This window comes from Neobacillus sp. 114 (assembly GCF_030127045.1).
In the GTDB taxonomy this organism is placed as follows: Bacteria; Bacillota; Bacilli; order Bacillales; family Cytobacillaceae; genus Neobacillus; species Neobacillus rhizophilus.
In genome coordinates, this window is record NZ_CP126144.1 from 5,956,465 (window position 1) to 5,979,323 (window position 22,859).

The following is a 22,859-nucleotide window of genomic DNA, read 5'->3' on the forward strand; positions in this document are numbered from 1 at the left end:
ACCTTCCCCTTTTCTGGTCGGCGCCTGGCACTTTTTTCGTCGATTGCAGTCGACATTTGCAAATATAGGAAATCATCATTTATTTCGGCAACTATTTAGATTTCAAAAGATTATCCTTCAAAAATTGATGCACGAGAACCGTCCCCATGCATCTTAAATTTCTTTCGAACCGTTTTAACCCCTTATTCGTTTCCTTAATTGATAACTAAAAAAAATGGAGGAATGAGGATGAAAAAAAATTTGTTACTGGGTGCAATCTTTTTACTTCTGTTCACGGCCGCTGGATTTTCGGTTTACGCAAACATAGAAGATTCATCTAAGTCTCAACTGCCTGCCAATTCGGCAAAGAACGATGGAGTGATCCGAGTGTATGGCCCAGGCGGACCACTGGGACCGATGAAGGAAGCAGCAGAAAAATTCACAGCGGAAACAGGAATAAAAGTTTTCGTAACGGCTGGACCTGAATCAAACTGGATTAACCAGGCCAAACAAGATGCTGATATCGTTTATGGAGGATCGGAGTACATGCTTCGCAGCTTCATGCTAAGCAATCCTGAGATGATCAATGAAAAATCACTTACAGAATTATATCCCCGAGCAGCAGGGATTTTAGTACGAAAAGGGAATCCCAAGAACATCCAATCACTTGAAGATTTAACAAAAAGCGGCGTGAAAATTATCGATGTCAATGGTGCCGGGCAGCTCGGATTATGGGAGGATTTAGCTGGAAGAAAGGGACTAATCGGAGGGATTAGCCAAAATATTGACATCTCCGTAAAATCCAGTGCCGAAGCAATTGAAATATGGAAATCAAATTCAAAACACGACGCGTGGATTACATATGAATCCTGGCACCATAGGCTTACGGACGTCACCGATTTAGTGGAGCTCCCGGAAGCAGAAAAGCTTTACAGAGGAACCCCGATTGCTCTAACAACCAGTACGGATAACAAAAAAGAAGCCCAACAATTCATTGACTATCTAAAAACCGATGCATCCCATCAGGTCTTTCAAAAGTGGGGATGGAAATAACGTTCTCAAGGCACCCTCCAATCTTCTGGTCGGTGCCAGGCACTATTTTTTTCTATAAAAATTCGAACCGTTTTTTGTGTTTCTTCGTTACCTTTATTGAACAGAACATATAAGGAGGAGTTCATGATGAAAAAGTGGAGTTGGCTATTTATATTCCTTTTAGCAGGAGTACTTCTTGTTGGCTGCGGTGCAAAAGAAAATGCAAAGGACAAGGATACAAGTAATCAAGTAAAAGAGACAGCCACAGAGGTTAACAATGCTGCCGAAAAAACTGCTGACAAATCGGATACAGCCCTGCAGCTGAAGGAAAACGAAAAAGTCGGTAACTATCTTGCAGATGCGGACGGGATGACACTTTACTATTTTGCCAAAGATAAGCGAAACACATCAAACTGCAGCGGAGAATGTCTCCAGAACTGGCCTGCCTTCTATTCTGAAAACCTTGACGTTCCGGAAGGACTTAACAAACAAGACTTCAGCACCATTACCCGAGCAGACACAGGTGAGAAACAGACAACCTACAAAGGCTTTCCGCTTTACTACTTTGTTAATGACAAAGCAGCTGGTGATGTAAATGGACAGGGCGTTAAGGATGTTTGGTTTATTGTTAATAGCGAGACAACGTTTCCCCAATAATACAACTTTTCGAAGAATTGCCGCCGGGCAGTTCTTTTTTCTCATTCTGAAAAGGTTTCCCCTTCCGCTTTCACAATGATTTATACTATTAAAAACGCTGCAATGTAAAGGGAGAGAATTTGGCAATGAAATCGAAGACAGACGAAGAACTGATTGGACTAATTGTCCAAAAGCATCGTCCGGCACTTGAAGAGCTATATGACCGTTATGCAAAGCTTATCTATAGCTTCTCCTATAAAATAGCAAAGGGCGATACAGATAAAACGAAAGAGATAGTCCAACATGTATTTCTCCGGCTTTGGACAACAAAAAGCACCTATAATCCAGCAAAAGGACAGTTGGCGAACTGGCTTCTTACCATTACCCGAAATATTGCGATTGATCTCATTCGTAAAGAGCAAAAGCATAATGGAACCATCCCGTTAGAACTGGATGACATGCTGCATATTCAAGGGCAGCAGTCGGAGGATGTTCTGCAGCAAGTTTCAAGAAATCTATTAAAACAGCAAATTCAGGAAGCCAAACGCCATCTCTCTGAACCACAGCAACGCCTCATCAACCTTCTATACTGGGAAGGTTACTCTTTAAGCGAAATTGCAGAAATAGAAAAAAAGCCGCTTGGTACCATTAAAAGCAGGCTGCATCAAACCTTAAAAAAACTTCGGAATTATTTCAATGAGGAAACAGGAGGGGTTAGGCATGGAAAATAAATGCGAAAACCTGTCTTTATATATGATTAATGAATTGACTGCACTTGAAAAAGAAGAATTCGAGCGCCATTTGAAAACTTGTACCCACTGTCAGCACGAATTAGAATCGCTGCAAGGATTATGGCAGACCCTTTCTTATGAAGTAGAAGAGGTGGACGTTCCAGAAACACTGAAAGCAGACGTCATGAACTTTATTTTTGAAGAGAATGAAGCTCCGCAGCAGGAACAGAAAGTAAAACCAACGAAGAAAGGCTTTATCGATCTAATTAAACTCAATTTCAAAAAGCATTTCTCGCCATTATCCACTGCTGTTGCTGTCGTTCTAGTCATCGGCTTAGTCGGACTATTTTGGAATAACCTTCAATTAAAGGAGACGATTACAGCCTTAGAAACAAAAGAAGCGGACCCATCCCAAATTGTATCGACCCATATCCTCAAAGGGCAGGGGTTAGCCGCTTCGGCAAACGGCAATGCTTACCTTATTCAAGAAGGCAGCACCACCAATCTTGTCATCGAATTAAACAATATGCCGCGTACCAAAGATGAGGAAGTATATCAAGTATGGCTGTTAAAAAACGGCACTCGGCAAAATGCGGGGACTTTGAAGCCTGATCAAAACGGCAACGGTCTAATCACCTACCGCCTCCCCCAATCCCTATCGTTTGATGCTATTGGAATCACTTTAGAGCCGAACCCAAAAAACACCCAACCGCAGGGCCAAAAAGTGATGGGAACGTCTTAGAGGAGTGGTGAATGGGTGTGATATGGGAATAGTTCATAGGGGTCACTCGAAAGCTTTGCTCGTAAAAAGGCACCGCTAGTGAATTTACGCTAGTTGTGCCTTTTTATGCGAAACCCATGAAAAAAACCAACTCTCCTGTTTTAGAAAGTTAAGCCCCTGTCACTGCTACTTAACCAAGCACGTCTCCCCTTTTTCATCAAACGCAGCTTTAAAATCAAATGCAAATGGTGTGGGTCCATGCTGAATATAATGGTTGTATCTTTTGAATGCCTCTTTCCATGAGACGTCCCTTGCCTTCTCCGCCCACCACACTACATAGGAAAGGTGTTTCTCCGGATAAGGCTCCACCCATTTGCTTCGATCTCGTAACGCTTGCCGATGATGACCTGAATAGGTAAAACGATATAAGCCTTGAAGGCTTTTCCATACCGTCAAAGTCAGAACAGGGTATCCATTCCCCTTATTGGCTTCTTCAGGTAAAGGGACTCCCTCAGGTGAAAATACCTCTACAAGTTGTCCAGTTTTAGCTGCCTGATGAATGATTTCATCTCCCACTTCAAAAAATTCACGCGAGGCCGGGTGGTGATAGGGATGATTGAGCCTGCCGACAGTATAGATTGCAACGAATGCCATACAAAGTCCTCCATCTAATGGTTTTACCTATTTATATTCAAGTAAGACGGGAACTTATACCCATGCTTCCGCATGAGACCAACCCTCTCATTCATATATTTTAATGAGAAGGAGAGGAGGATCGCTTTGAAATACGGGAAATTTATCGTCAGTGGCGTGATTTTAGTCTTGGTTATCGTGGTTTTTATTTTTTCTGGTACGAAGGTGGAGTCAGGTCATCGAGGGGTTCTGTTGCAATTAGGGGCAGTGAAGCCCACGATCTTGACGGAAGGCTTTCATTTTAAAATTCCGTTCATTCAAAGTGTGGAACAGGTTGAGGTCCGGGTCCAAAAAGAAGAAAGCTCACAAAGTGCCGCTTCTAAGGATTTACAAATGGTCACGGCTAAGGTGGCCGTCAACTATTCAGTCGACCCCGGGAAGGTCAATAAGCTCTACCAGGAAATCGGCCCTGATTTTCGCGCTCGCATCGTGGACCCAGCCATCGCCGAATCATTAAAGGCGATTACCGCTCAATATACAGCAGAAGAGCTGATTTCAAAACGCCCAGACGTATCGGCTAAAGTGAAAGAAATGCTGTCCAAGAAATTAACCAAGTATTATATGCTCCTAGAAGATATCAATATTAAAGAATTTGCGTTTAGCGAAGAATTCAATAAAGCGATTGAATTGAAGCAAACAGCCGAACAAAATGCGTTAAAGGCCCAAAGGGATTTAGATCGAATCAAAATCGAAGCAGAACAGCAAATTACCCAAGCCAAAGCCGAAGCAGAGTCATTAAAACTGAAAAAAGAAGAAGTCACCCCCGAGCTAATCCAACTAAAACAAATCGAAGTCCAAGAAAAAGCCCTGGAAAAATGGGACGGACGCCTCCCAAGCGTAACCGGTGGGGCCACGCCGTTCATTGATTTGAGCGGGGTAAAATGATGCACGGGGACGGTTCTCTTGCCTCACTTTGTGAGGCAGAAGAACCGTCCCCATGCTCCACATTGTTCGATGTATTTCAGCAAATCTTTGCCCTAGTGCAACCCAATCAATCTTTTAATTAAACTGGATCAACCCCCTGCCACTGGTGGTTTTTTTCTTTCACAATGACGAAAATGACTGTCGGTCAGACAAACGTTTATGTAAATCCGCCTAAAACGCTGGTATGTCAACGTTTCTGCCCCTATCATTGTGAGAATTTTGATGAATGCTGCTGGATTAAGAATGATTATTTCTGGCAGCTGGTACACAAACTCAAAAATCTGCCAATTTCCAACAGAAATCACTACTTTATGTGAATTGGAGGAAAAGAATGTTTATACCCAATCCCGCTAATACAGCAATTGTCATAACGGACCCACAGAATGACTTTCTGTCCCCCGGAGGTAAAGGATACCATTTAACAAAAAAAATTATTGAACAATACAACACACTAGGTAACCTTGAAATTCTAATAAGTACAGCGATGAGTAAAGGTTATCAACTTTTTATATCTCCCCATTATATATATCCCCATGATTATAGTTGGCAATTGACTGGGGCTGAACAAGAAATGTTATTAAAGCTTAGAATATATCAAAAACAAAATGACTACACTTCTGTAGGAGCCGACTGGGTTCCTTCACTTAAGCCATACATTTTATCTAACCAAACTGTCATTGCGACCACCCATAAGATTGCCAGTCCCCAGACAAATGATCTTGTTTACCAATTACGTCAGCATAGGAAAGAAAAGGTGATTTTGGCAGGTGTCTTATCAAACATTTGTGTAGAATCACATATGAGAGACTTAATCGAGAATGGATTCCAAACAGCTGTTGTTTATGATGCTACTGCCACCATAAGCGAGAAAGATTTTCAAGCAGCTGTTACAAATTATCAGGCATTCAGCAGTGCTACATGGTCAACTCAACAGGCAATCTCTCAATTATAAGAAAAAAACATAGTCCCAAGTGTTGACTTAAAAGAGTTGCTATTGAAAGCAACTCTTTTTGTTATTTCTAAAGTTCTTCCAATCTCCCTGTTTGCTTTAGTACAGTATTTAATAAAAACTATTCCTAAGTATTCTAATTTGTTTTGTGTAACTATTCCAATTATGTAAAAGGCTTACTCAAAGAGTAAGCTTAACCTCGATACACACTATCACATGTTCCAGCTTTTGGTTCGTAATAACAATGATTTTTAAATTGACCAGATTGAGGTTGGTCGTACCATGTTGGAGGACATGGGGCATGCGGATTAAAGTACCAAAGGGCGTATTTTCCAGGGTGTTGTCTCCAATAATCCAAATTTTGTTTGGCTAATCTTTTTTCAGAAGTTCTTGCCCTTTGATAAAATACGTTCCCTTTTTGAACAGCTTCAAAGGAAAAATTTCCTCCTTGTACTTGAAAAATAACTGAGTTAATTGATCTTAACCCTTTAAAGTCTAAGCAATCTGCTACAAGACGATTCACAATGACATTTCCAACATATAACATTCCCAGTTTTCCTTCACCTTCAGCTTCTGCCCTCATCATCCTCGCCATTAAACTAACGTCTGAACTTCGGTAATTTGCTCTTGGCATTTTTCCACCTCCAAAATATAGTATGAAAAACAGCCTATATTGTTGTCATTGTGTATCTAATAAGAACAAAAACAAGACAGTAAAATCAATCCCTTTTTTCTGTTAAACACTCTTCTTCGGGCTTGATATCAACCTGTTTCCACTCTTCATTGCCTACCTTTCGAAATTGAGCAATTTCTACGTCAGTTCCATTCGTTAATGCGAAAAAAAACAAGTAATAATCTGCTCCATCCTTGCCTTTAAAATATATATTTTTTACATATCCATTTGTTACAGTTGGGTATCTTTTCTGAACCAACTTGCACCAACCACCATATTTCACCTCCACAACTGATTCCGCGTCATGACTCCATCCATGATAAGGAGCGCACAAAAAGTCCTCTTCCATCCTGCTCATATCTGAAATTCGATAACCTTCTTTTTCATGAACAAGCTGAATAAATCCATAATAATAGCCAAAATACTCTCCTTTTTTACCCTCAAATCCCTCAATCGTTTCGATTTCATAAAAAAACCTTATTCCATATTTTATATCTGGCACACTAAAAAGCTTGATCAAACTCGTATGCCCTACACTAGCAAATGAATGAAAATAGTCTTCATAACTTAGTTTTCTTTGGTACTGCTCGGACAAGAAATTGTATGCAAGTGGAAAAGGGGTACGGGCATGACCAACCGTACCGCAACTTCTTCCTGCCATATTTTCTGCTTCACGCAAAATGCTAAAATAATTGAGAACAGTGTCTTCGGGGGTTTTGGTCCATTCAGTTGGGAGTTGGATTTGGTCGTGGTTTTTTTCAATATATGGATCGAGGAACGATGAAGTTTCAAATCTTAAATTTAAAGCTGGCCAGCATGATGGACGAAAATATTTCTGATGATAAGTAGTTTTGTCTAATTGATTCCGTTGCAACACATTCATCACCCCAGTTTTCAGTTTATGGGTGAATGCTGGATCTGTGAAAAATAGTATTTCCTACTACTAACTTTAAAGAACAAATCACGCCTGAGTAGACACAACTTTATCGAGTTGTTTTTCTAAAATTAAACAATATAGCAAAAAATGTTAAGAACGAATATTTGTTTGCTGTTATAGTGAGTGTAGGGCAGGTGATGGGAATGGATTATTTGGTCTGTATAGAACGAACGCTTGACTACATTGAAGAAAGCCTAAATGAACAACTGACTCTAGAGAAATTAGCGGAAATTGCTTGTTTTTCTCCTTTTCATTATCATCGCGTCTTTCAGGCAATGGTAGGAGAATCTGTGATGGATTACGTTAGAAAAAGAAGGCTGACATTTGCGGCGGAACGTTTATTCTATACAGATGAAAAGGTGATTAATATTGCAATCGATGCTGGTTTTCAATACCAAGAATCTTTCAACAGAGCGTTTAAAAATTTCTATGGCGTTTCACCGAAGCAATATCGTAACGCTAAGAGAATATCTGGACCGTTACACGGCAAGGCCTGCCTCAACATAAAACTCTTTCTAGGAGGACATAAAATGGAACCAAAACTAGTCACAAAACCAGCTTTTTACATCATTGGTTACGAACTAAAAACAAAGAATGTAGACGGCCAGAACAGTAAAGACATTCCTGAATTTTGGCAGCAGTACATTCGAAATCAATTAGGCGCAAACATTCCAGATCCGATACACGAAAATGTGGAACTTGGCATATGCACCGACTTTAACCCGGAAACCGGTGAGTTCGTGTACCTAATTGGAATGGAAGTAAACGAGGGAACGCAAGCACCAGCAGGAATGGTGTACAGAAGTTTCCCTGAGCTGGAATATGCGGTTTTCACTACGCCCAAGACGAATGAAGAATCATTTACCTCTTCTATTCAGTCCACATGGAACTATATTTTTACAGAATGGTTTCCACAATCGGGTTATGAACACCATGGATCAGTTGAAATCGAACTGTATGACGAAAGATGCTACGATACCGAGAACAAACAAATGGACATCTACATTCCTGTAAAAAAACGGTGATGATGCATGGGGACGGTTCTCTTGCCTCACTTTGTGAGGCAGAAGAACCGTCCCCATGCCCCACATTGTTCGATCTATTCCAACAAATAGCTGCCCGTGTGCAACCCAATCAAACGTTTAAGTAAATCGATTCAATCCCATGCTACTGGCGGATTTCCCACTTCATCATTACGAAAATGCTTGTCGGTCAGACAAACGTTTGAGTAAAATGCCCCAAAAAGTTGATAAACCAACATTCTGCTCCCTATTTCCGTGGAAATTTTGATGAATGCTGCCGGATTACGACGAAGTATTTCTGGCAAGTGATATACAAACTCAGAATTCCGCTAATTTCCACCAAAATCAACTACTGCTTTCCCTACTTAAACGTTTGGATAAAAGCTAAGAAACTATTGATTTAATCGATTTTCCACTCTTTTTCTGCCAAAAATTTTGTCATTTATCCAAACGTTTGATTAGCATCAACCTGAGCCCTTCACGTAACTGGGTTTATAATTATTTTGCAAGCAGAAGAATGTCGAAATCGTAAATAAGATTACAAAAATCCGATGCTAACACCTGACATATTTCCGTTTAAAACCGACCCTACCTTTATCTATTTCCTTTTGAATATTTTCAGAAGCATTCAGGATGCTGCTTTTTTTCTTGTCCCGCTTGATTTCGACTAGGCCTACCGCCTTTGCGGTTTCAACCGCTTTTTCATGGAGCGGCACATAGGAAAGCGCAACGGTGTAGATAAAATTATTCATCGCCGATTTTGCTCGATCCGGAGCATCGTGAATCGTCTTTTCCACCTGGTCAAGCATACCAGCAAGCTTGGTCTCGCTAAACTCAGTGTCCTTACGATTCCCCAATAGCCAGCAGTAACAGCTCCAGCCTGCCGACATTCTTAGCTCTTCACCGCTTGCAATACATTTATCGGCAACAGCTTGCGCAATATCGGCTTCTGCCAAAGTGACCGCCACCACATAATCGGACAGCATATAAAAATATGCCCCATTCATCCAACGGTCAAAATCCTCCTCCGTCATGGCCTTTGAATCCGCAATGATGCCGGCAAAATACATGGCATCGTAGTTCCCAGTGGCATAAAGCTCCTCGGCCAAAGACTGATCTATCTTGATTTTCTTCGCAAGCGGCTTCATGGCGCCTGTTGCCACGCCAAAAACCGGCTCGTGTGCCCCATTGCCTATGTACATCTTTTTCAATCGCTCCTTGCCTAGCGCTTCCAGTTCCTGCATAACCGTTTCGAAATCCATTGATTTTGCACTTCCTTCCTTTAAAAGCATACCCTCTTCATTGTAACCAAATAGCTTCTATTCTTAATAATCATTTTACCTGAAAACATTCCACGAATCTTGAAAAAAGGGAGTAAGTTCAAGATAAAATGCCAATTATAGGGTACTTCTAGAGGGCGGTAAAAAGGGGCGGAAAGTATATTGGAAGTTTTGGAAAGTAAAAACGGGAAATCGGTAAGTATTTGGCCAAAAAGTGAAAGTAAAATCATCAAAATGGAAAGTAACCACAACATTCCGGAAAGTATATCCAAATAAATGGAAATTAATTTAAAAAAGGTCATTAAATAGTTACCTGTGCCTCTCTCTTTACCTCTATTTTTTGAAAAATAGGGCCATAACAGGCACCATTCTTAGCCTTAAAAAGGCTCTGGAAAGTAAAATAGTAATTCGGAAAGTATAAGTCGATAATCGGAAAGTATTCTTCCAAAAAGTGAAAGTAAAATCAGCAAAATGGTAAGTAACCACAACAATCCGGAAAGTATATCCAAATAAATGGAAACGACCTCAAAAAAATACCTAGGATAGGCTCTCCGCCTTGCTGTTTGGCTATAGATTCCACATCGACGGTTCTCTTGCCCCCAAAATGAGGCAAAAGAACCGTCCCTCTGCCTCACCTTATTTTTCAACAGTCTTCGCAATCACAGCGCCAACTATGAGTGCCCAAACAGGCGCGCTGATGTGGAGAAAGGAGACTTGCGACAGAGCGATGAGAAACGCAGCTAATGCACTTAAGCGGTAGCGGTTTCCGGAAAACCCCTGCTGCAAACTGGAATGCAGTACCCCAATTAAGGCAAAGCCTGCCAGCAGAGAGACAAATGCCTGTGGCAGGGATTGAATGAAGGGGACGATTTTCCATGCAAATATACCAAATAACATCACGAAAACCCCTGACAAAACCGATCCGGCATATCGTTTTGATTTTTCGCCGGAATCAGGTCCAGCGCATATCGCTGTCATCATGCCGGCGATGTTCGCGCAATGGCCGCCAAAAAACCCAGTGATGCTTGAAAACACACCGCTAATGGTGACAATTTTACGGATGGGCGGGTCATAGTCCTCGCTTTCCAGGGCGCCTATTCCCGGTGCCGCATCATTGCTAAGGACTAACATCGCAAGCGGGAGTGCCAAGGTCAATACCCCCATCCAGGAGAATTCCGGAGCATGCAAGGACGGTAAGGAAAAAGGGATTTCCTTCGAGCCCAAGTTGAGATCCTGTGTTAAAAAAAGTGCAACAAACGCCACTGCGACTGCTGCCATGACGGCAGGAATCCGCTTGCTGTATTTGGTACATACAAAAAAGCTGACCAAGGCCGCCACCCCTACCACAGGCATTTCTTTAATGGCCGGGATCAGTTTCACCACATATCCAGTCACCAATCCTGCCAGCATCGCCGATATCACTTCCTTCGGCACCCATTTGATGATTTTTGTAAAAAGTCCTGACACGCCAACAATCAAGATCGTAAGCCCCGACAACACATATCCGCCGATGAGTTCCGGAAATGTAAAATGGGCCGTAACAGTTGCGAGGAAAGCCACTCCCGTGATGGAATGGCCGCCGGTGATTGGCTTTCGAAAAAGAAGAGCCATCAAAACGCCAACCACACCGGGGAAAAAATTGGCGGCAAACATCCAGGTAATCGTTTGCTCATTCGTAAAGTGGCCGGCCGCTGCAGCCTGCAAAATAATTAACGCCGGTCCCGTCATAAGCAATGTGCTAGAAATCAGACCTGACGATAGATTTTGACTATTAATATCGTGGAGAAAATTCCTTTTCCTAGTAGACTGTAAACGAACATTTTCATCTAATTTTCCTGGTAAACCCATCTGCTCTCCCACTTACCCTCTCTTTTAGTGATGCATGGGGACGGTTCTCTTGCCTCATTGTGAGGCAAAAGAACCGTCCCCACTGTTGATAATAATCTGAATATTACATCAACACCAACCGATATTCAACTAAAGGGGTGCTATTATTAAGACAATCTTTTTCATTCCCCCTTTTTTATTATCTAGCTAAATGCCCGTGAGGATTGTTTTCGAAAAGCCTGGGGGCCATTTTTTGAAAAAGGATCACAGACTGGGGGGAAACTTGGGAAGCATCTCTTGTTTCATTACAAGATAAATGAACGCTCCCCCTCTTCACAAATCTAGTAAAATAAAAAGAGGATGAAACAAAATATTTCACCCTCTTTTTACATTTTAAATTATTCCGCATCCATAAATGGATAAGCAATATCTGCAGTTGGTGCAAAGTTTTCTTTGATCACGCGAGGACTAGTCCAACGAATCATGTTAAATACAGAACCTGTTTTGTCATTTGTCCCAGAACCACGAGAACCGCCAAACCTTGATGAAATCGGCACGCTTCCGCTCGATATGCAGGTAAAATTATTAAGAGTTCTTCAAGAAAGGGAAGTTTGTCGCATCGGCGGAAATAAGCCTATAAAAGTGAATATCCGCATTGTTGCCGCCACAAACAGTGATCTAGAGGACATGGTGAAACAAGGTACCTTCCGTGAGGACCTTTACTATCGTTTAAATGTAGTTACCCTAACCATACCTCCGCTCCGGGAAAGAAAAGAGGATCTCCCTCTATTAGTGAAAAACTTTGTTCAAGAATATGTGACAAAATATCAAAAAGAGATGCCTTCTCTTGCTGACAGTGCAATGGAAATGTTTATGAACTACTCGTGGCCCGGAAATGTGAGAGAACTGAAAAACGTCGTAGAAAGAATAGTCATTTTTACGGATAAAACGACTATTTATGCGGAAGATATCATCACTATCTTCCCTGCCTCAGTAAATAAAAAAGAAGACAAGGAAGGGTTGGCAAAGGAAAAAGCACTGTTAGAGAAGGAATGAATTGAGGATGTGCTGAAAGAAACCTATGGCAATAAAAGTGCAGCGGCCAAAATATTGGGGATATCGAGGGTAAGCCTTTATAGTAAAATCAAACAATACAAGATAAAAGAAAGAATCAAATAATTTCAGGTTAGAGTTCTGCTGAATGATATCATCAGTGGAAGCTAACCTTTTTTTTGAAAAGGAACCTTGGTTTATCCCTGAATTTGTGCTTCTCTGATACCTTGACTCTGCTTTCTTTGGTAGTTTGCGACTAGGACACAAGGATTGAGGCTTTTTTAATGGCGAATGATCTAAAAGCAGTTTGGAAAAACACAGCCCTTTCAGGATGCAGTCGGACTGTAGAAGTGAAAGAACGCCAACCAAATGTACGATGAGGCACGAGAACCGTCCTAAGCCACTGAAAAATGATCCTAAGAAGCTGGAGCGTTACTTTTCTTGAACTCACGGGTAAAATACACCGCTTATTTTTACCAGTGCTCATCTTTTCTTGGGCTCACGGGCAAAATAGACCACTTATTTTTACCGGTACTCATCTTTTCTTGGGCTCACGGGCAAAATAGACCGCTTATTTTTACCGGTACTCATCTTTTCTTGGGCTCACGGGCAGAATAGACCACTTATTTTTACCGGTGCTCATCTTTTCTTGGGCTCACGGGCAAAATAGACCGCTTATTTTTACCGGTGCTCATCTTTTCTTGGGCTCACGGGCAAAATAGACCGCTTATTTTTACCGGTGCGAAACTTTTTTTGCACTCACGGGCAAAATAGAAGGCTTATTAAAGACATTTTTGCCTTCCCCTAGACAGTTGGTCTTTAAGAAGGCACGGTAAGGAGTGTTTTTCAGTGGTCTCGAACCGTCCCAGTCATTACATGATAGTTCGATGAATTTCAACAACAAAAAATAGGGCTGTGCTCTTCGCACAACCCTTACACTTTAACGCTTTAACCGAGTGGGGGTCTGACCCCCTAATTATTCTTCCTCTCATTTCCAGGTCTATCTACCGGTGCCCCCGTCTTAAATCTCCAGACATCCGACACGGCTGTACCACCAAATTTATCGGTCACCTTCGTATACCAGCTGCTGAAGCTATTTCCAGGAAGCTTCTTCCACTCCACACTAGCAGCCGATCCGCTTTGGATGTTCTCACTTGTGCCGATTTGTTCATCTGTATAAACATTAACACCAATATAATCAGTGGCCACTTGTTTAGCGGTAGGTCTTACTTGGTAATCAATGTCAAATTCGTCTTTGCCTGGTTCGTCAAAGAAGTTTTCGTCATCCTTGTATGGCGAATACGTATTGACATGAATTTTTTGATTATCAAGGTCAAATTGAAGGAAACGCATATATCCGCTGCCGCCTTCTAATCCAGACTGATAATCGGACAACATTTCAACTACCGTTCTGCCATCATCCGTATGCTTTACATTATAGGCAACTCCATGATAGTGGCCGCAAAGGACCATAGATACATTCTTATTTGGAGCGACGATGTCAGTCCAAATCTTCTGGCCGTCCCCTCCATAGGCACCGCTTGGCGTAATGTAAGAATGAGTGGCGATAATGGCTTGACGATCAGGATATTTTTGCAGAACCTCATTCGCCCACTTAATGGTTTCCCCTTGAACATCCCAGCCTAAATACATAACGATGAAATCCTGGCCATTTTGAGAAACAAGATCATAATGGTCACGGTTGTTGTGGTTGTCACCGCCATACGTTGGCTGCTTCTCAAATCGATCTCTGCCGAAATACTTGTAATACTCGGAGTAATCCGCTTCAGAGAAGTTAACGTCATGGTTTCCGGCAACTACCCCGTAGTTCATACCCGCATCATCAAGCAGTTTCATACTTTCATCGGCAACAGCCCATTCGTCCGGACGGTACCAATCGTCTACAATATCCCCTGTATGAATCGAATAGATGATTTTCTTTTCATCCTTTTGATCTACCAGATATTTCATCATGGTTCGATAAATGTCTGGATAGGCGTCTGCATAATATTGGGTATCACTCACCCATGCAAAGGTGAAATCTACATCTTCTGGTGATGGGAATAAATCTTGAATTAACACATGCACCACATTATCGCGCACCATGTCCCCTGCATTTACTTTCGCTCTTAATTCAAAGTCCTCATTGCCAATTCCAGATGTAGCCCTTTCCCATTTTTCTGTCTTATAATTCCATGTATACATCGTTACTTGGCGGCCTTCAAGGGAATGACCATTCCATACGACCTCGACTTCATCATTTGGCGAGAGTTCTTTATCGATTGTAAAATCGAATCGGTGATATGGAAATTCACCATTTGTATCGTTCACGAAATACTGGCCATCTTTCTCTTTTACCTTTGCAATGGCCTCTTTAGGGAAAGCTTCCTCTCCGGAAGGAACTAATTCTAATGGCGGCTCGCGGTCAGTCTTGTTGGAATAAGCAGAGATTTGTGAATCCCCAGCAAAGTCATATTTATATGCTTTGTAAAAACCAACATCCAGTGCATCACCATCTGGGTCAGTCACTTTGACACTAAGATCCGCTTTGCCATTTACCTTCGAATCACCTGAAGGCTTTGCTTCGCTTGGCTGATCCGGATTATGGTTAATCATCGTAAAGGACACTTTTTTCGTTGTTACATTTCCTGCTTTATCTGTTACACTCACTTCTAACGTATGTGTACCAGCTTCCAAAATGGGAGAGAAAGGAAGCTCTACCGTTTTTCCATCCAATAAGGCAGTGATGGTCTCTACTCCGGAACCTGCATCTGTTGCTACCACACTTAAGCTCACTTGCTCTTTATAGGATTTTCCGTCTTCAATAGAAAGAGTTTCGATAGTAGGTGCCGTGTTATCTACCACCACTTTTTTCGAAATCGATTCACCATTTGCACTGGTAAGCTGCAGCTGATGCTCTCCATCTGCTAACGTTGTCGTATCCATTTTTTTTGCAACAGCCGGGAAGGCAGCAGCAGGAATATCAATCGTATAGTGGATCTGCGGCAATGCATCCTTAATGGTGATTCTTGCCTTCGGATCCGCAACCGGTGTTAACTTCCCGGTATCCGATTGAATTTGAGCAGTAATCGCTGGTTTCTCTCCATTCCAAAGAAGGATTTCTACATTTTGCAAATGGTAATCATCGTTATTTCCTTCCAACCCTTTAGGATCCTTTCCATTCCCTGAGGTCAAGGTTATTTTGTTCACACCCGGTTTTATCATTTCCTTTGGTAATGGCAGTATTGCAGATTTATAATTGGTCACACCCGGCATAATCGAGGCAAGTTCATCATTAACAAATAGCCCGTTATTGAAGGAGGCTTGCATATCTTGTGCTTCAAATGAAATATAAGCATCTTCAGGCATAGACGGCTGCGTTTCAAGGACTTGACCATCTATCGACATACTTAACTGATGATCAGCTGTCTTGCTGCGCCCCTCCAAAAGCTCAGTTCCACGCAGGTATTCACCATCCTTAATGTTTAACACCAATGGCTCCGTCTGACCAGCAAAGGTACGTTTATAAGGCTTACCGCCATGATCCAGAGTAGATACAGCATTGAACCCATCCGTCGCCGTGAAATAGTATTCAATAGATTCTGCATTCATAATTTGGTAACGCGGAATGAGTTCAGAAATATACTTTCCATCATCCGAACGGAGCATATTCACACGTGTATACTCGCTTGCACCGTTACGTTTAAGATACAAGTTTACTTGCTTAATAGATTGGTTATCGGTTACATTCGTTTCCAATGTAAAATCCTTTATCTCCTGAGCAGCTGTTGAAGGCTGATGGGATATGACTGGACTCACTTCGTCTGCGGCCACTTCCACCGGCACATCCGGCACTTGGGCATTTACCAGAACACCTGGTGTTGGCTGTTGACCAGAGCCTCTTAAGAACATCCGGTTACTTCCATCCTTTGGGTACTCATAGACAACACTTTTTCCATCAATGGCATCGTCCTGTGTTACACTGAACCATGCTTGTGAAATGATCCCCTTATCTGCATGTGAAACAGGATAAGCGGCATCGGCAGCAATCAGTATTCTGCCCTCTTCGGCATCCGGCAGGCCAAGGCCACTCCAATAAACAGGCAGTACCTTGCTGTCAGCAATTTTTGTACCATAGTGAGCTTTGAATTGGGCAATACCTTCATTCTTACTGTCATAGGATTGAAGCCAGACAACGGCTGTTTCCTGAGCTGGTAAGATAAAATCAGTTGGAATATCGATCAGCGTTGAAGCACCGCCTCGATTTTCAAAAAGAAGTTTATAATCTTCTAGATTGATCTCTTTGTTTGTATTATTGTAAACCTCTACATACTCGTACTTCTCCGTACCAACATTCGCAGGAACAATCTCGGTAATCAACAGACTGGATTCAACCTGCTTGTCCGACTTAAAAAGCTGAATCTCGAACAATTTTCCTTCTGTATCCAATGTAGTTCCCACATTCAAACCATCTGTCGCTTCAATATAGTATTGGAGCTTTGATGTCCCTTCCAGCGCCTCTTTAGGAATGACGGCATGATATTGGCCATCCGTACCGGAAGTCATCGGAGTTGATTTGAAGGTTTCGTCTTCTTTTTTCTTATAAAATAAAGTTGCACCCTTTACATTTTGGTCATCTGTCACATAGGCAGTAATAGGTAAATCCTGCACCTTAGTAGAACCCGTTGGAATCATATGTTGAATGATTGGCTTTAAAAAGTCCTCAGGAAGCTGTACTTTCTTATCCGGCATTTGCTCAGGCAAAACCGTACCTGGTGTTGGCGAGACTTTACTAGCAATCTTCGTCATGAGTGGATCACCAGATGGTTCGGCTTTATAAATAGCACTTTTGCCATTTTGATCATCCGATTTATCAGTAGAACTTCCTTGCATATTATAAGTAACCTTCGAAACAATTTCTCCTGTTTTGGTCATTAAGGTAAAATGGTGTCCACCGGTATTAACAAATCCATAAAAAGGTTCTAAAATAGCAATCTGATTCTCGGAAATGATTCCACGATAGTTCGCGATAAAATCTTGAATCGTCGCATCTTGGTTCGTTTTTTGGTTCCAAAGGACAATCGTTTCACCCGGTTGCAGAATGCGATCACCTGGAATCTCAAACTCATTAAGTGAAGGATTCGCCCAATTTCCATATCTAAGCTTATATTGATTTAGAGGAATAGGGCGATTGGAGTTATTATAAAGTTCAATGTATTCGTAGGACTCGCCCATTGTTGAACTATAATCCAAGGAGTTAAACAAGACTTCAGTGATTTGCAAATAAGGCCCTTCGCCTCCTACTTCTTCACCAATTTGAACCGTATATAATTCACTTGGTTCAGCAGGATTCCGGGTAACATTCACCCCATCCGATGCCTCAATATAATACTGAAGGCTAGCAGCCCCCTCTAGGGCAGATTGCGGAATATTGACCGTAAAGTCTGTAAATCCATTCCCATCAACGATCCCAGCCGTCATGGCCATCTTTTTAAAATCTGTATCCTTATTCGTTTTGTAAAAAACATTTGCTTCCGTGATGGCTCCATCGTCGGCAATTTTTGCTGTGATGCTGATATCTTCCGGTTGTTCCAAGTTCGTCACTGCCGTATGATTGATTTGTGGGGCAGAATTTGATTGTACCTCTTGTTCTGCTGGCTTTTGGTCAGTTGGTGCACCGCCTTCTCCTGGCACGGTTTCAGTTGGTGCTCCACTTTCTCCTGGTACCGGTTCAGTTGCTGCCCCTGTTCCTTCCTGTTCTGTTGACGCCTTACTTTCTCCTGGCGCTTGATCCGTCGGTGTCCCAGTTTCTCCCGGTCCCTGGTTGAGTTCTGGAATCACCTGATTAGTTTCGATTGCTAATGCTTGTGGTGAGAACAAACTTACAGACATCGCCATGATGGATAGCGATGAAAGCAAACGGTTTCGCTGCTTTCTCATCTTCTTCATCTTTTTCTTCAAGGCCTCTCCCCTCTTTCCCTTACGTTTTTAAAAAATCTATGAATCTTTTCTATAAAAGTCAGATTACGATAAATTCCCCTCCTTTTCTTCTAAAAAACCAATAAGGTGACATTTTTGACACCCCAATAAAATATATCAATTGAAGATTAAGAGAATTGTATGAAAAGTGTAATAATTCTTTAATTAATTGTAACTTTGTTGTAAAACTAGTAAGATTTATCCAGTACTTTTCAATTAGTTTTGTCGAATAATGTCTAAGCATGTTATATCCGCAACTCACAACAATCGGAAACCTCAATGATGAACAATCTACATTCACTGCTAATAGAAAGCAAAATACCACCCAAGTCTTCTGATGTTGCTTGAAGGCGGGTGGTAGATTCGTTTTATATAATAAATGAGAGTGGTTTATCATAAATGACATTCTGGTTTCTCTATCAATAGTCTAAAACAATGTTCGCTCAATCAACCAATACAGACCGATTATGGCAATACCTCCTGACACACAAAAGGCGGCCTGACGATACCATTTCCGCCGGCTGACAAGGATTAAAAGCGGCAGCAGAACCGCTGCGACAATGATCTGGCCGATTTCAACACCGAGGTTAAAGGAGAATAAGGATAAAATATAATGATCACCCAGTGCGCCTTGAAGAATCTGAGCAAAGCCGAATCCATGAATAAGTCCAAAACCAAGAGCTAAAAGCCAGCGCCACTTAAGCTTCTTGATCCAAATATTTTCAATCGCAATGTAAACGATACTTAGTGCGATTAATGGTTCAATGAAGCTTGCCGGTATCCTGAGAACATCCAGCGCTGCAATCGCAAGGGTAATACTGTGACCAATCGTAAATGCCGTTAGGATTTTGATATAGTTCTTCAATGGTTGTTGTAATATAACAAGAGCGGCTACAAACAATAAATGATCATACCCTGTCCAAATATGTTCGACTCCTAGCTTGACATATTCCCACATCGTATTCAGCCAGCTTGGAATGGTGATTTCCGTTGTAATGGTCCCTGAAGATACACTTGCAACATGACCGGATACAGTACGGTCATCTTTGTTAAAAACCTTCTCCACTTCCGTATCGCCTATATGTATAGTCGCAAAGTTTTGATGAAGAGCGTCAAACTGATCAAAAAAGAACTTGTAATCTATTTCGTATGTATCAACGGGCTCCGAAAATACATAATTCATATCAATGAGAACAGTTGGGCCATCTTTTCGCTCGGCCATGGATATCCCCTTAATACTAGGTTCTGCAGTTTCTCCATTGTTAGTTACAGTTAAGAATTCATGGATGAAAGGCTTGAGGTCCTCCTCCGTCCAGCTTACCTCCGGTCTAGAAGCTTCATTTTGTGATGGTTCACCAATAACAAAAACTCTTTTCGATTGCGCATCTACCCATTGAGCTACTTCACTTGGATCAAGGTATAATTGGTATTCGATGGTCTTGTCATGTATTTCAATATCGGAAAAACCAACCGTATTCATGTGCGCTTCTACCCCTCGGGGATTACCGCAAAACAGAATCACAGAAAGAATCATTAATGATAATAGGCTAATGATTTTTCTGCCTTTTAGCATAACCAAAACTATCACCCTCCTAAACATGTCAGAATATATACTATCAATTAATTATTAAGTTGATGTATGTGCCATGTTAAGAAAGTTTTAAAAATTAAGATATTAGGAATTAGTATATTATACTATGGCCCTGAGATGGCAGAGGTGCCACTGAATTTGACTCGAGCGGCTCTGATAAGATGTATAGGGACGGTTCTTTTGTTTCAGTTGATGGTGAAATTACATTGGTATCCTCCATTTGCCTCGGGTTATGATGCACGAGAACCGTCCCCATGCATCACTCATGGTTTCACAAAAATTACATATATTGTCCAGAAATCCCTATTTGAATTGGTTAAAATGAGAATATAATCCTGTTCATGATAGAGATTTATTTTTTTAATTTCTATATAAAATTTTTAAATAACAAATATAAAAAATGCTAATACGGATGGAGCGAGCATATGAATTTAAATAAACTTGATGCTTTTGTTTTAGTTGTAGAGAAAGGAAGCTTTTCCGAGGCGGCAGCGGCTCTTAATAGTTCCCAGCCTGCGATTAGCCTTAAAATTAAAAGCTTGGAAGATGAACTTGGACTCCCCCTGCTTGACAGGGGGATGTCGGGGATTCAGCCAACGGCTGCAGGCACCCTGGTTTACCAGGCAGCGAAGGAATTGCGACGAAGATGGCAGAAACTTGAGGATGATCTGCATGGACTTCAAGAGACCCTAACCGGAAATCTGACAATTGGCGCCAGCACGATTCCAGGTACATACCTAGTTCCCAGTTTGGTAAAGGCTTTACGTGATCATTTTCCAAACGTCGAGGTATCCATCGATATCAATGATTCTGAAAACTCCCTTAAGAAGCTGCTCGACCAGCAAGTGGATATCGCCATCGTGGGGATGAAGCCGGCTTCTCCCAAACTAAGCTCCCGCCAGCTTACAAATGACTCGCTCGTGTTAATCACGCCGAATCATCACCCGCTTATCCATGCGGCGGAGGCGGATTTCAGCCAGTTGCACCACTATGAATTTGTCGTCAGAGAAAGTGGATCGGGCACCAGAAAGAGAATGGAAGAATTTCTCGCCGGGCATGGGCTGGAGCTAACTGATTTAAATATTGGCTTATCCATTGGAAGCACAGAGGGGGTGATTGCCGCTGTCGAAGCCGGGCTTGGAATCAGCTTTATTTCAAAACTGGCTGCGCTTCCTGCAGTAAAGGCTGGCCGCGTCCAAATGGCAGAAAATATCGATCCAATTCAGCGCAGCTTTTATTTTACCACCCTCAAGGAAGCAGAAAATCGACCGTTAATCAAAGAGTTTGCCAATTTATTATTTAAATAGTTTTTTAAAAGGGAGAGGAAGCTATGAAAACCAGTAAAACGATGATTTTAACCTATTCGGCGATGGGGATTGCCTTAAATGTAATTTTAGGTACCGTCGTTTCATCTTTAAAAATTCCGCTTTTATTCCTGGATACAATCGGCACTGTGCTAATTGCCGTTTTATTCGGACCTTGGTGGGGAGCGCTGGCAGGCGCCTTAACAAATGTGGTGCTCGGCGTGACAACCGGGGGTTCCGCTATTTTCTTCGGCCTTGTGAATGTAGCGATCGCATTAGTGGTAGGATATATAGCAAAAAGGTTTGATTTCACCAAATGGTACGTTGCACTTATAACAGGACTGATTTTATCGGTCGTGGCCCCATTAATCGGCACGCCAATTGCTGTTGCCCTTTTCGGCGGTTTGAATGGCAGCGGGATGGACGTAGTGGTGCTCTGGCTCCGGGCTGCCGGTGATAGTGTATTTGCTTCCACGTTTATTTCCAGAATTACCGGCAACTTTGTCGATAAAATTATTACCTGCCTGCTCGTTATGTTCATGGTCACAAGGCTTCCATATTTTGCAAAACTGGTAAAGAAGGAGAACCGAAATGCAGCGTAGCAAACAGATACTCATTGTTTCCCATTGTATTTTAAACCAGAATACCGTCATTCCAGATGAGGCCAGAGCAGCGGGTGCGGTTATTTCAGCAGTAGAATGGGCCATGAAACAAGGCTATGGATTGCTGCAGCTTCCCTGTCCGGAATTTACTTTTTTAGGACTGGACCGGCCGCCGATGACGTACGAGCAATATAATACGCCGGAATACCGAAAGCATTGCCGTGAAATCCTGAAGCCTGTCTTGTCTCAAGCCGAGGATTACATAAAAAACGGCTATGAAATTGCAGGAATTCTTGGCATCCAAAGCAGCCCTTCCTGTGACCCCACGCGCGGCATCTTTATGGAAGAATTGACCGCGATGTTTTCGGAAAAGGGCATCAAACTAAAGACACTTTGGTATTTGCCCAATACCAGCGAACCTGTTTTTGACAGCGAAAAACATTTTGTAGAGTGACACTCCTCATCTTAACGGCCCGCTTTGTCGAAAAGCGGGCTTTTTCATTTCGATGATGCACGGGAGTAATCAACGCATAGATCTCTCTTTCTAAATGAAATTGATTCACTTCAACTAAATGTTTCTTTAACCCATCCTAGTCTAAATTAGACATTCTTCTTTCTTCGTCTCTCATTTGCGCAGAAATCTTAGCATTCCTCTTTAACCCATCAAAAAAGCCCATAACCATTCTCCTTCATTTTTTTACTACCTGCTTTTTTTGATTTGCTAAAAAAATAACTTTCAGGTATAAAAACCCAAAAATTATATTAAAACATCTATTTAATACCATTATAGGTCTTTTAAAGTAATAGTATATTAGGTATTTTTGTTTAAAATACTTTGCATGAATGTATATAAGTTATAAAGGATTTCACCTTGCCAACAGCCGAAATTTCTAGAACTTCAGGAAATTTCAGAATTCGAAAGCAGA

General features: G+C 41.7%; 19 protein-coding genes. 12 read left to right on the forward strand and 7 right to left on the reverse strand.

The features are described from left to right. Positions 1-228: 228 nt before the first annotated feature. From QNN06_RS29130 to QNN06_RS29145, 4 genes are all read left to right on the forward strand, one after another. The gene (locus tag QNN06_RS29130) at positions 229-1,032 is read left to right on the forward strand and encodes an extracellular solute-binding protein (protein WP_217036733.1); all 804 of its coding nucleotides are present in this window, start codon (positions 229-231) and stop codon (positions 1,030-1,032) included. Between the two features lie 126 nt (positions 1,033-1,158). Next, positions 1,159-1,668: a hypothetical protein gene (locus QNN06_RS29135; protein WP_284036550.1), complete on the forward strand. Its 510-nt coding sequence runs from the start codon at positions 1,159-1,161 to the stop codon at positions 1,666-1,668. A gap of 125 nt (positions 1,669-1,793) precedes the next feature. Next, positions 1,794-2,378: an RNA polymerase sigma factor gene (locus QNN06_RS29140; RefSeq protein WP_213117359.1), complete on the forward strand. Its 585-nt coding sequence runs from the start codon at positions 1,794-1,796 to the stop codon at positions 2,376-2,378. Next, the gene (locus QNN06_RS29145; RefSeq protein WP_284036551.1) at positions 2,368-3,120 is read left to right on the forward strand and encodes an anti-sigma factor domain-containing protein; all 753 of its coding nucleotides are present in this window, start codon (positions 2,368-2,370) and stop codon (positions 3,118-3,120) included. The genes QNN06_RS29140 and QNN06_RS29145 overlap by 11 nt, the downstream gene beginning before the upstream one ends. A gap of 165 nt (positions 3,121-3,285) precedes the next feature. Here the strand turns inward: QNN06_RS29145 and QNN06_RS29150 are convergent, their stop codons facing one another. After that, positions 3,286-3,753 carry a DUF3291 domain-containing protein gene (locus QNN06_RS29150; protein ID WP_217036736.1) on the reverse strand — a complete coding sequence of 156 codons (468 nt, stop codon included), beginning with the start codon at positions 3,751-3,753 and terminating at the stop codon, positions 3,286-3,288. 126 nt (positions 3,754-3,879) lie between these two features. On the opposite strand from QNN06_RS29150, the gene QNN06_RS29155 reads away from it, so the two are divergent. Then, the gene (locus tag QNN06_RS29155) at positions 3,880-4,677 is read left to right on the forward strand and encodes a prohibitin family protein (protein WP_249366582.1); all 798 of its coding nucleotides are present in this window, start codon (positions 3,880-3,882) and stop codon (positions 4,675-4,677) included. A gap of 370 nt (positions 4,678-5,047) precedes the next feature. Continuing rightward, positions 5,048-5,668 carry a cysteine hydrolase family protein gene (locus tag QNN06_RS29160; RefSeq protein ID WP_213117355.1) on the forward strand — a complete coding sequence of 207 codons (621 nt, stop codon included), beginning with the start codon at positions 5,048-5,050 and terminating at the stop codon, positions 5,666-5,668. 190 nt (positions 5,669-5,858) lie between these two features. On the opposite strand, the gene QNN06_RS29165 is transcribed toward QNN06_RS29160, so the two are convergent. Then, entirely contained in the window at positions 5,859-6,299 is a 441-nt protein-coding gene (locus tag QNN06_RS29165) for a cell wall hydrolase (RefSeq protein WP_213117354.1), read from the reverse strand. 85 nt (positions 6,300-6,384) lie between these two features. Then, positions 6,385-7,215: a hypothetical protein gene (locus QNN06_RS29170; RefSeq protein ID WP_284036552.1), complete on the reverse strand. Its 831-nt coding sequence runs from the start codon at positions 7,213-7,215 to the stop codon at positions 6,385-6,387. Between the two features lie 203 nt (positions 7,216-7,418). Here QNN06_RS29170 and QNN06_RS29175 point away from each other — a divergent pair, with 203 nt between their 5' ends. Further along, on the forward strand, positions 7,419-8,300 hold the full coding sequence (locus QNN06_RS29175; RefSeq protein ID WP_284036553.1) for an AraC family transcriptional regulator: 882 nt from the start codon (positions 7,419-7,421) through the stop codon (positions 8,298-8,300). A 551-nt stretch (positions 8,301-8,851) separates the two neighbouring features. On the opposite strand, the gene QNN06_RS29180 is transcribed toward QNN06_RS29175, so the two are convergent. Together QNN06_RS29180 and QNN06_RS29185 are read right to left on the reverse strand one after the other, a co-directional pair. Beyond that, entirely contained in the window at positions 8,852-9,559 is a 708-nt protein-coding gene (locus tag QNN06_RS29180; protein WP_284036554.1) for a DNA alkylation repair protein, read from the reverse strand. Between the two features lie 654 nt (positions 9,560-10,213). Beyond that, the gene (locus QNN06_RS29185) at positions 10,214-11,425 is read right to left on the reverse strand and encodes a benzoate/H(+) symporter BenE family transporter (RefSeq protein ID WP_284036555.1); all 1,212 of its coding nucleotides are present in this window, start codon (positions 11,423-11,425) and stop codon (positions 10,214-10,216) included. A gap of 462 nt (positions 11,426-11,887) precedes the next feature. On the opposite strand from QNN06_RS29185, the gene QNN06_RS29190 reads away from it, so the two are divergent. Beyond that, positions 11,888-12,460, forward strand: a complete 573-nt coding sequence (locus QNN06_RS29190; protein WP_284036556.1) for a sigma 54-interacting transcriptional regulator — start codon at positions 11,888-11,890, stop codon at positions 12,458-12,460. Positions 12,461-12,469: 9 nt separating this feature from the next. Beyond that, positions 12,470-12,583, forward strand: coding sequence for a helix-turn-helix domain-containing protein (locus tag QNN06_RS29195; RefSeq protein ID WP_284036557.1), 114 nt, complete (start codon positions 12,470-12,472; stop codon positions 12,581-12,583). A gap of 846 nt (positions 12,584-13,429) precedes the next feature. Here QNN06_RS29195 and QNN06_RS29200 read toward each other — a convergent pair. Further along, positions 13,430-18,418: a lamin tail domain-containing protein gene (locus QNN06_RS29200; RefSeq protein WP_217036739.1), complete on the reverse strand. Its 4,989-nt coding sequence runs from the start codon at positions 18,416-18,418 to the stop codon at positions 13,430-13,432. Positions 18,419-18,863: 445 nt separating this feature from the next. After that, entirely contained in the window at positions 18,864-20,009 is a 1,146-nt protein-coding gene (locus tag QNN06_RS29205; protein ID WP_249366643.1) for a HupE/UreJ family protein, read from the reverse strand. Between the two features lie 443 nt (positions 20,010-20,452). Between QNN06_RS29205 and QNN06_RS29210 the strand changes: the two genes are divergently transcribed. The 3 genes from QNN06_RS29210 to QNN06_RS29220 are packed head-to-tail and all read left to right on the forward strand — an operon-like array spanning position 20,453 to position 22,387. Then, complete coding sequence (locus QNN06_RS29210; RefSeq protein ID WP_284036558.1) at positions 20,453-21,334, forward strand: selenium metabolism-associated LysR family transcriptional regulator; 882 nt, start codon at positions 20,453-20,455, stop codon at positions 21,332-21,334. Between the two features lie 23 nt (positions 21,335-21,357). Continuing rightward, positions 21,358-21,933, forward strand: a complete 576-nt coding sequence (locus tag QNN06_RS29215) for a CD3073 family putative ECF transporter S component (RefSeq protein ID WP_217036741.1) — start codon at positions 21,358-21,360, stop codon at positions 21,931-21,933. Then, positions 21,923-22,387, forward strand: a complete 465-nt coding sequence (locus QNN06_RS29220; protein WP_217036742.1) for a CD3072 family TudS-related putative desulfidase — start codon at positions 21,923-21,925, stop codon at positions 22,385-22,387. The genes QNN06_RS29215 and QNN06_RS29220 overlap by 11 nt, the downstream gene beginning before the upstream one ends. Positions 22,388-22,859 lie beyond the last annotated feature (472 nt).